Below are 9,851 nucleotides of genomic sequence, written 5' to 3'. Positions count from 1 at the left end.
CCGGTAATGCCTGGACCGGTGACCAGCATTCCGGGGCTGAGGAACTGGACCGCTTCGGGATCCAGCCCGGTGATTCGTGGTTGGGTACCGTCGGTGGCTCCGGTGCTAGAATTCCATCGCGACCCGAGGAACGTCAGTGCGAAGGTCCCCCCGCTGTTACCGGAGTTATCGAAGTAGGCTGGGGTACTGAGTGTCACCGAGTTATTCGCGAGATTAATACTTTCAATGTAGGTTCCTGCACTGAAGTAATTTCCCTGTGCTCCGGGGCCGCTGCCCGAGTCCAGGATGATCATTCCTTTCGCGAGTTGCTGCACGACCGAAGGATCGAGTCCTGTGACCACGTTACTGCCGACGGTGACGACTCCATTGCCGTTGATGTTTCCTGTCGCGACGCGGTTAATGGTGCCGCCACTGACGAGTTTGAAGTGCTGGAACTGTGCTGTGTTGTAGGTGGATTCGCTGTCAGCGAGCGCGGAGTCTGCGAAGACGTTAAATCCGCCGGGCAGCAGGCTGAAATCAGAAAGGCTGCCGGGGAAGACGTATTGGTCGTATCCCTTACCGCCAAAGTAATCCCCGAGCAGGCTGTTGGGTGTCCCCGGGATCGTTTGCGTGAACTGGGCAATCAACTGCTGCATCTGCGGGACACTTAAGTCCGCGCCAATCCCGGCGTAAGGTTTGGGGCCGAGTTCCGGATTTGTCTTGGGGAACCCGTCGGTCGTTTCCATCATGGCGGGCAGGCCAAGCTGATCGACGTACGACACGTCATAGTTCAGAATCGGATTCACCAATTCGGACTGGGGCATGTTGGGGGCCCAGTTCACCTGCATCTCGTCACGAATCGTGAACTCGGTCAACTGGCCAGGGGTGTCATTCGCGAATCCCTTGGGGCCACCGATCAGCACGTTTGAGTCGTGATACCAGAGTACGCGTCCGTTGGAATTGGCAATGCCTGTCGCGGGGTCAGGAAAGGTGGCACTGTAGGCGGCACCCGGTGCGGGCATATAAGCTTTGGCCGAGAAATTATATTGCCAGGGGTCGGCAGATTGGATGGGGTTGCCGGGGTCGGACGCAGACTCCAGCGGATCCGAACCATTGGTGGCCATGAAAATTCGGGCGCCATCCCAGAACACGAGCGGGAGCTGGATCGTTACCTGACTGTAAGGCTGAAGTCCCGCAATGACTTCGTTGGGGTTATTGGGATTAACCTCGCCAATGTAACCTCGGAAGCCCTGATTGAAGGGGTCGAGCGGATCGTACTGCGAGGTGGGTTTCGTATACGATCCTGCGGTACTGATTGTCGCTGTCGCCGCCGCATTTCTCCCTTTGTTACCATTGGCACTATCATCAAAGGTAATCGTTGGTGCTGATGTATAGCCCGAACCGATGGGCAGATTTCCCAGTCCCAGCGTCAGCGCGTAGACCTGCCCTTCGGCGTTGACGGAGGCCCGAGCGAACGCACCCGAACCGCTGCCCCCCTCGAATTTAACAAGGGGCGGGTTCGCCGGGTCATATCCACTGCCTCCGTTGGTCAGTTCAATCCGGACGACCTGGCCTGCCGTGTTATCCATCGTCGAATTCGCGCCGATAAAAATCGGATAGACGACATCCGGACTGTTGTTCATGATCGTCACGTACTTCACCGGAATGTCTGCCGGGATCTCTGGCGCGAGGGTATAGAGTACCTCATGCAGGTTGTTGGCGGTGTTCGTAAGTACGGGGGTGAAAGACAGCAGAATTCTGTCTTCCAGCAGCATGATGTGGCAGGCGAATTCCAGCTTCTGTCGGCCCCTGCGGGTTTTGCTGCGAACGGTGTGACGAGGACGGAACGCAGCTAACCACTTGGAAATCAGCATCGGAGGCACTCTTGCTGGGGAAGGATGTTCGATCGCGGTCATGCTGGCAGTCGTTGCCGAGATCATCTGATCGAGTCGCTGTATGGGCCAGATGACTGCGCAGTTCTGAGAAGCAGGGTAAGATTTCATCTTTGTCGACACGTTGACGTGTGTCAATCAAAAAGAGAAGAGTGTCAACCGTGGAACGAGGCGGGTGACACACCTGATGCGTACGGTGGGCGGGCGGGAGCCTGACACGTGTCTCGCAGTCACGTCCGCTTGTCATCCTGGTGGACGCGGGTGCCAGGAGCATGGTCTGTCGGGTTAGTGAAGGGGATTGCCGACGTGTTTCCAGCAGGTCGTGCTCTGGACCCGAGTGACACGATTGAATGTCGTCTCATCTCTCGGATGGATCATGGGAGTGCGACGATCCTCCTTCGAGCGTCTGCAAGAGATCGTTGGTTGTCTCAGGGTGCTCATTCGTTGCAGCTGAGAAGGAGGCTCTTCACCCGGGTCGTGGCGAGCCTCCTTTGGGGAGATGATCGTTGGCGTTGTGGGTTACGACAATTTTCGTCGTCGGTATCCGGCGACGGCCATACCCAGTGTCCCAAGGCCGAGTAGCGCAAGAGACGATGGTTCGGGAACAGGTTCAGGGATTCCGACAGGCGCTGTCGTCACGAAGAAGCTGAAGTAAGAGTTCTCCGGGTCCCTGGCAACACCAGACCCTTCCACGCCCGTTCTCCCCGTAATCCGGTAGGTTCGGCCGGCGCGCAGTAGAACAGGGTCGACACTCAGCCAGACTCGATCATCGGAGAGCGATACGGTCAATGGCCCTTCCTCGTAGGAAGGAGAGTACTGTGTCGTGGAGAGGTATTTATTGTTGTCAACGTCGTATAACCACGCCAGGTAATAGCCACCAAGATCAAAGTTGGATTCGATCCTCAGATAGGAATCAACATCAACGGTGAAATAGACCTCGTAGACCCCCCGAGAGTAAGAGTAGTCACTCGCGACCATACTTCCATTGAAGATGCCCGTAAATCGGTCGGCTGATTGATTCAACTGGGCTTCCGCGAATCCGCCTCCAGGAAGTGTGACGTTGACGAGGGACAGATCAGTCACACTTTTTGCGTCTGAACCGATTCCATCGGCTCCGAGTTGAACAGTGGTCTGTGTCGATATCGGACTGATGACTGAGGCGAATACCTTCGTTCCTGAACTCATCGAAACAATCGATGCAAGACAAAGCACAGCCTTGACGAGGCCTTTCATGTGTTCTCCCATTTTCGTGAACCGTTTACCCACTTGAACCAGAGCGCTTAAATTGCTGACGATCGAGTTTGACATTGGGAGTATTCGCACCGGCCCGTGTCAGGCTGCCTTCCATTCTCGAACAAGAATCCGTTCGGTGCAGCCTGAAATGTGACACTCCGTCACCTCGGCACGACCCGCATCGTACTGGACTACGGGTGTTCAGTAAATCAATTGAGCGGGGGAAACCGTCAATGAGGGGATCCTGTCACCGATGGTCGAAGCGAATGCGGTGCCGTGATGAGCGAAGTCCACGTGGGTACGGAATGGCAGTCGGGAGTGCCCAGAGAACACACTAATGGGATGCCATGAAAAACTCTCCCCAGTTCGTTGCGTACGGATTGGGAGGGGCTGTTGCGATGGGCTTAATCCGGGACGTAAACGACTTCCCCGCTTTTCAGGCGATAGGCTGTTCCCAGTCGTTGTCCTTCGCCCTTGAGCTTTTCGTGGCTCATACGGAACTGATCGAGGCGGGTTTGTTGCTCGGACGGGGTCACTTCCGTCGTGGCTGCGGCCTCTGGTGATGCCGCGGATCTGAGTTCCGGGGCACGTGAGGCGCTCACAAGGGCCAGCAGCAGCGCGATAGAGAAAACCATCCAGAGGTCGAACAGGTTGACCAGCCCCGCAAGCGGATCATCCTCGGCTGCAGCCTCCCAGCGTCGTACCTTACGTCGCATGGCAGGTGTCCTGCACAGAGACGTTCGCGGAATCGCTGACGGAATCGGACTTCAGGAGCGTCGCGACGAACTCGAGATCGCTGAGATCCTGTTCGTACCAGCTTTTGCGGGCTACGCTGGCGGCGTACGAGAAGCCACCAATCAGAATCCCAAACACGGTGGTGGTAAAGGCGATCACGAGATTGCTGGAAAGGGCCTGAATATCGCCCGAGGCGAGACCCGTCAGTGCAGGGCCCAGCGGAATCAATGTTCCGATCAGTCCCAGCATTGGTCCGAGCCGGGTACTGAATCCCAGCCGCGCCAGACGGCGTGTGATATCCAGTTCCAGGTCTTCCAGAGACTTATTCACCAGTACGGATTGCGAGGCATGGTTCAGTCGCTGTGTCGCTCGCTGATAACGGGCGGGATAGCCGACGAGCATGAGATCATAGAACGATGCTGCAGCAATTTTTCTGGCGCGGAGCTGTGTAAGGAAAGACCTCCAGCTTCGCAGGCCGAACGCGCGATCGAGGAATTCGCGCAGCAGGCCGCCCAGCATCAGCAGATTTCCCGCCAGAAAGGTGACAATCAGAATGAGTGTCGGAGCGAGCAGTCCTTCGGAGAGAAGGTAGAGAATTTCGACCAGTCGATCCGTCATGGTGTCCCTCGTCGTGCCGCAAATCCAGCGACCATCAGCAGGATGATCGCCGCTCCTAATGACCAGTGAAGCAGCGATGGTTTCCCTGGAGGAACGGGCACTGGAGCGAGATTTTGCTGGTCTTGAGTCGATGGGGACGGTGAGGGCTGAAGTCGCTGGCCTTCCACCGTGGTCAGAGGGGTTGTTGGCGCACTCGCCGATTCGGACGGGGTGGTGGCTTGTGTCGAAGCCGAAGCCGAAGCCGTGTCCATGGCCGGAGGAGGAACGGCGTCTGTCGACGCCGCATCCGAGGGAGCGGCTCCGGGGGCCGTCGTTCCTGCGGCGATGTCCCCGGCGGTTCGCTCCGTTTGTTCGTTGAACCGTTGAGTATAGTTGGCCAGCAACCGGGTTGCGGTTGGACTTTGGATCCCTTCCAGTTGTTCTCGCACCATTGTATCGAGCGAAGTATTTCCGCCGCTGGTCATGTGTCCCGACATTCCGTGCCGTGCAACGTTTTCGGCATACGCGCGGGCGACCTGTTGTCGGGTTTGCTCATCGGCTTGCCAGTATCCTTTTCGCATCGCTTCCAGCATCACCGCCATGGAATCCTGGTAGGCGTAGGGATTATTGCGATCCATCCAGTCGGGCAGGCGAAGGTTCAGTTTGTCGTCGATCAGGACCTGTTTCATTTCCTGCCAGTTTTCGCTGCCGACGCTGCCGGGACGCATCACTTCCCAGCCGAAACTGTTGGAGGTCATGAAGCGGATCTGGTCGGCCCCCGCGTAGCCTTCTTTCATCATCCCTTCGAGCCACTTCCGGTTGAACAGCCGGACGCGGTATTCACGTCGCAGAGCGTCTTCGGCACTGATCAGACCCGCTTTGTCGGGGTCACGGACGTCGGATAGAACGAACTCGGGCTTTTTGCCGGTCAGGGCCTCAACGGCGAGACTGAGCGAACCGCCATGCAGCCAGACATATTTACTGGCCAGGGGACTGGTCATGTGATCGGACCAACTGCGCACGACAGTATGCGTTCCCTGAATTGCCGCATCGTAGAGAGGAGAGGCCTCTTCACCCCAGGCCCCTTCCGTGTAGACATGTTTGTGATGGGCGAGGTATTCGGCGGCGATGTCGTCACGGCTGTTCCAGTCGCCGGACTGAGCGACTTTGTAGCCCAGGAAGCTGCCCGATTCCCGTCCGGGGGCTCGGCCGAAAATCCGGGCATGGGACAGCAGTTGAGCCCGGTCTTCCGTCAGTCCCTGACCGGCAAGCGTCGTCCGCAGAGTCTGCGTATTCTGGAACAGGGGGTTGTCAGGTTCGTCCGCCTGCGTCGCGAGTCGAATCGCCTTGTCCCAGAGGTTCAGTCGGCTGGGGAGATTCGACTCATACCACGACCCCGCAGCGATGAAAACGTCGACGCGCGGGCGACCCAGGTCATCTCGCGAGATCAGTTTTACGTCGCTCACAAGTTGCCGCTCGTCCCAGACCGGTTCGATTCCGATCAGTCGCAGAATCTGCGCTTCCATCACACCGTAGTCGCGGAACGTGGCCGAACTGCGAAGATCGAATCCGACTTTGGTGGGGAACTGACCGGTTTGCGTCTGGTGCCGTGTGACCAGTTCTTCCGCCAGGCGGTGACCGAGTTCCCAGGAGGGGCGCGAGGGGATTTCTTCGGGGTTCAGCAGGTACATGTTGCGTCCGGTGGGGACGGCACCCGGGTTTCGGATGGGACTGTTTCCCGGACTAGGGGGGACGAACTTTCCCTCCAGTCCTGCCAGCAGATTACCAATTTCATCCGCAGTCCGGTCGAAATCGGCGTTCAACTTGATCGCCAGTTTCAGGCCTTTGTCGATCGCTTCGGGTAACTCCGAGAGCGTTGTTCCGAGAGTGGCGTTGACGGCATCCAGCGGGTCCATCTGCCGATTCAGTACCAGTTGCAGGATGGCTTCCGCTTCAGGACGGACACCGTGACTGTGCCCCTCGTGGTCGTGATCCCGATTGGCCTGATGCTGCTGATCATGCTTGAGTTCTTTCAATCCATTGATGAACGGCGTTCGCAGGATGGTGACCATGTAGGGGATCAGCAGGTCGCTTCGTGGTCGTTCGCCGTAGACGTGCAAACTGGTCGGAGTGGTTTCTTCCTGGATGGCATGCAGGTAATCAGAGACTTGCCTGATGGCATCCCGCGTCAGCTTTCCATCGTCCGGGATTGTGAGGTGCAGGTCGGTTTCGAGATGGCAAAGCTGGACCTGGCGCGTGATCTCTTCACGGAATTTTTCCTTCAGTGCCCCTTCCTCGAGCGTTTCCCATTTGTCGAGTGTTTCGTGCAGGTTGGCCAGATCGTCACTCAGCCCTGCATCGACAATCGGTGGCGGCAGGTGGCTCAGCAGTGTCCCGTAGACGCGTCTGCGGACAGGCGAGGATTCCACCATGTTCTCGATGATCCACGGATTGAAGTTCGGCATCGAGCCCATGATGACGTCACACCAGTCCCGTTGTGACAGGCCGTTCGGTTTGCCCGGCAGGGCGAACTCAGAGCCATGAGTCCCAAAGTGGATCAAGGCATTGGCGTGGAACTGGTGTTCCAGCCAGAAATAGGTCGCCAGATAGTTATGAGGAGGTGTTGTCACCTTGTCATGCGCCTGGGCGTTGGCCCCTTCCTTACCGTGGATTTCCCCTCGGAGCGGTTGGGGCAGGAGGATGACGTTGCCGAGCTCGATCCGGGGAATGACAAGATGCTTACGGCCGTCGCGCTGCCAGACCATGAACTGGCCGGGAGGGGGCCCCCACTTGTCTTCCATCTGTTGCCGGCGATCGGCGGGCACAAACTTTTCGTACCAGACGCGATAGTCGTCCTCGGAGACCAGGACCGGGTCCCCGTGCTGGACAAGTCGATCCAGCTCGGCGGGGGCCCAGACACCAATCTGCCGACCCCGCTCGATCATTCGCATCAGCAATTCGTCCTCGTGCCGGGGGACGCTGGTCATCTGATAACCATGCTTCTGCATTTCCTGCAGGACGTTAGTCAGGCTGCGGGGCCCGTTGAGGTGCATCCCCGTGGAACTGCCTCGCATCAGTTCCCCCTTCCCCATTTCGCGATCGTAGTAAATGATGGCGATCTTCTTCTGCGGGGCGGGTGTTTGAGCCAGACGGGCGTGGCCCAGAGCACGCTTGATCAGGTGCTCGACCCGGTCAGGAATGGGCTGAAAGGCCTCGGCACTCCCCTGCCCTGATGTCGTACCGGCGGCCACTTGTGGCTCGATGCCGCCGATCAGTTCCTGACCGATGATGTGGAAGGCAAGTTCGCTGGACGAGAGTCCCTCGGTACTTTCCTGCCATTCGGCGATCGATTGTTTGCGGATGAAGATCGAGTGCAGGTGGGGGACGTTCAGGGCATTTCGCAAAGCGACGGTGTCACCGCTATGGCAGGTATGGATCATCGCGTGCGGAGCAAATGCGACGGCCTGTTCTTCGTACGTTTTTGAGCGGCCGTCAATGATCCCCACGGCGACGGCACCTTGCCGTTCGGCTTCGCGAATCAACGCGTCGACGACACGCGGTTGCTGAAATGCGAGATGGGTGTTGTGAACTGTGATCAGCAGGCGAGGTTTCTCGGGGCTGAATGTCCCCCGTGTGCGGCTCCAGACTTCGAACGCGCCTGATGAAGGAAATAAACCTTCGTGGTCGGGATGGTAGAGACCTTCCCGCTCGACTTCCTGTGGGAGTTCTACCTGCAGATCGTGACCGAGGCGTCGGGCCGCAATGAAGATCAGCATCCGCCGGAGATTTTCCGCCGAGCTGCCGTAATAGTTCGCCGCGTCGGCGTCACGTTCGACAGGCTGCTTGAGGTTCATCGTCCGGAAGAAGTCGACCGCATTCGCGGGAAGGACAAAGACGCGCAGCTCGGGATTTTTCCTCGTCGCCTCATCAAGCAGCAGGCGGTAGGTGTCGCGGTCTTCTTCGCGTGTATGCTGAATGTAGAGCAGGCGTACGGTACTGAGATCCGCCCGTTTGTTCGCGACATCGCCATCCTCGAAATAGGTGAGTCTCAGGTTCAGCGGTTTCGCGTAAGTCTGAAGCTGCTCGTAGACGCCGCCGTGCAGTCCGATAAACCCGATCTCGAAGGCAGGGACTGGTGTATCGCTGTCGCTTGAGCCGGGCGATGCGGTTGTCGCTGTCTGAGCCAACGAGATGGAGGCTGCGCTCGTCAGCCAGAGCAAGCTGGCTGCGAATACCGCCATTAAGACCCGCAACCGATGGCCTGACGCCACCAAGGGAGTTTGAGTGGGGGTGTGGGAATGGAGCACCATTAAAATTCCCCCACGATTTCACCACCCGCGCGGCTGCCGAGTGCTTGAAAGGTGGTGATGCTGATGTTCTCTGAGATGAAGTGGACCGATCCGTCGGCGAAGATCAGGTGGGCTCCTCCCACATGGGCACTGCGAGCGGCCATGTTGGTACAGCCGTAGTTGGGGGCAATACAGTCGAACTGTTTGTCATTGGGCGGGCGGAGGGTGGTCATGATGTTGAATTGCGGTTGACCGCCAAACCAGGCCGTGGCCCGGTCCGATTGAGTCGGGGCGACCGACTGGCAGGTCGAAACGTTCGAGGCGGTCGAGCCGGAAGCGTTGGTGAAGATGTAGTTGTCCTGCAGTGTGGCGGGATTCAGGTCCCCTTTCAGGGTTTCACCGCAGGCAATCGTCTGCGACAGGCCATCGGTGATCCACGCGAGACGCGTGTAGGAGCTGTGTCCGAACAGTCCATTGCACGAGTTTCCACGGCAGTCGCAAAGGCTTCCCTGACTGGCCATGTAGTTGGAAGGGGCCAATGTGGGACTGACTCGGCCGATCGGATCACTGGGGCAGAGAAACGCCGGAACGGACTTTCCTGCGACTTCGTAGAACTTCGGGTTCACGTTCGCATTCAGCATCAGGTCGGCGTCGCTGAAATTGATCATGTTGAACAAGGGGGTCTGATCGATGTACGGCAGGATGGCTGTCAACCAGCTGAACTGGTGACGGGCCCCGGCAGAGATGTAGTCCGTGTAAGTGTCCATATGACCGGCCGGAAACATCCCGAAGGCGTCGGCATAGTTATGCAGTGCGAGGCCGAGTTGTTTCAGGTTGTTTTTACACTGGGTTCGGCGTGCCGCTTCACGTGCCTGCTGAACGGCGGGTAACAGCAATGCGATCAGTACTGCAATGATGGCGATGACGACCAGCAGTTCAATCAATGTGAATGCGTGTCGCCGGGCGCGATGGTCTATTCCTGGTCGCATGTCAGTTCAGGGCTCCTTGATCGTTGATCTTGTGTCTTGTGGTTGAGTCAGGAGGGCAGCAAGGGGAATGACTGAGAAGAGCGCCCACTCAGTGGCTGTGTCCTTCGTGGGCATGTTCCACGTCCAGATCCGCTTTA

Annotated in this window: 5 protein-coding genes and 1 pseudogene; all 6 read right to left on the bottom strand. The window is 58.0% G+C overall.

Translation table 11 applies throughout. The annotated features are described in order from the left end of the window. Positions 1-1,853 (bottom strand): annotated as a pseudogene (locus tag VGE80_RS03300) (hypothetical protein); the annotation flags it as partial. Positions 1,854-2,390: 537 nt separating this feature from the next. Beyond that, the gene (locus VGE80_RS03295; RefSeq protein ID WP_440591666.1) at positions 2,391-3,056 is read right to left on the bottom strand and encodes a PEP-CTERM sorting domain-containing protein; all 666 of its coding nucleotides are present in this window, start codon (positions 3,054-3,056) and stop codon (positions 2,391-2,393) included. Positions 3,057-3,508: 452 nt separating this feature from the next. After that, entirely contained in the window at positions 3,509-3,820 is a 312-nt protein-coding gene (locus tag VGE80_RS03290) for a DUF2149 domain-containing protein (RefSeq protein ID WP_440591665.1), read from the bottom strand. Beyond that, on the bottom strand, positions 3,810-4,457 hold the full coding sequence (locus tag VGE80_RS03285) for a MotA/TolQ/ExbB proton channel family protein (protein ID WP_440591664.1): 648 nt from the start codon (positions 4,455-4,457) through the stop codon (positions 3,810-3,812). The genes VGE80_RS03290 and VGE80_RS03285 overlap by 11 nt, the downstream gene beginning before the upstream one ends. Beyond that, entirely contained in the window at positions 4,454-8,746 is a 4,293-nt protein-coding gene (locus VGE80_RS03280; protein WP_440591663.1) for a cobaltochelatase subunit CobN, read from the bottom strand. The genes VGE80_RS03285 and VGE80_RS03280 overlap by 4 nt, the downstream gene beginning before the upstream one ends. Then, complete coding sequence (locus VGE80_RS03275; protein ID WP_440591662.1) at positions 8,746-9,714, bottom strand: DUF1559 family PulG-like putative transporter; 969 nt, start codon at positions 9,712-9,714, stop codon at positions 8,746-8,748. Before VGE80_RS03275 ends, VGE80_RS03280 begins: the two co-directional genes overlap by 1 nt. Between the last annotated feature and the right edge of the window lie 137 nt (positions 9,715-9,851).

The organism is Schlesneria sp. (assembly GCF_036405755.1).
GTDB classification, from domain to species: Bacteria; Planctomycetota; Planctomycetia; order Planctomycetales; family Planctomycetaceae; genus Schlesneria; species Schlesneria sphaerica.
The sequence above is the reverse complement of the archived record's forward strand: the minus strand, read 5'-3'. Positions and strand labels throughout refer to the sequence as shown.

Bases quoted from the DNA above. Each gene is read 5' to 3' on its own strand.
- VGE80_RS03295 (WP_440591666.1), bottom strand. From the start codon at position 3,056: ATGAGTTCAGGAACGAAGGTATTCGCCTCAGTCATCAGTCCGATATCG.
- VGE80_RS03290 (WP_440591665.1), bottom strand. From the start codon at position 3,820: ATGCGACGTAAGGTACGACGCTGGGAGGCTGCAGCCGAGGATGATCCG.
- VGE80_RS03285 (WP_440591664.1), bottom strand. From the start codon at position 4,457: ATGACGGATCGACTGGTCGAAATTCTCTACCTTCTCTCCGAAGGACTG.
- VGE80_RS03280 (WP_440591663.1), bottom strand. From the start codon at position 8,746: ATGGTGCTCCATTCCCACACCCCCACTCAAACTCCCTTGGTGGCGTCA.
- VGE80_RS03275 (WP_440591662.1), bottom strand. From the start codon at position 9,714: ATGCGACCAGGAATAGACCATCGCGCCCGGCGACACGCATTCACATTG.